The sequence below is a fragment of the Acinetobacter johnsonii genome (assembly GCF_048551975.1).
Lineage (GTDB): Bacteria > Pseudomonadota > Gammaproteobacteria > Pseudomonadales > Moraxellaceae > Acinetobacter > Acinetobacter johnsonii_A.
On record NZ_JBIMCF010000217.1, the window covers coordinates 1 to 276 of the forward strand.

At 43.1% G+C, this 276-nt stretch carries 1 pseudogene; it reads left to right on the forward strand.

From position 1 onward, the window contains the following. Nucleotides 1-276, forward strand: a pseudogene (locus tag ACG9ZB_RS17305) (molecular chaperone HtpG); the annotation flags it as partial.

The following is a 276-nucleotide window of genomic DNA, read 5'->3' on the forward strand; positions in this document are numbered from 1 at the left end:
GGAATGCACGCCGTGTATTGACCATGTTGGATGCTTTAGCCAAATCGGAAGATGAAAAAGATCAAGAGAAGTTCAAAACCTTTTACCGTGAAGTTGGTTCAGTGTTGAAAGAAGGTTTAGGCGAAGACTTTGGTAACCGTGAGCGTATTTTAAAACTTTTACGCTTCTCAACTTCAAACCATGATGCGGTGAGCACTTCTTTGCAGGACTATAAAGCGCGTATGCCTGAGGGGCAAAAAGCGATTTACTATGTGACTGCAGACAGTCTCAATGCTG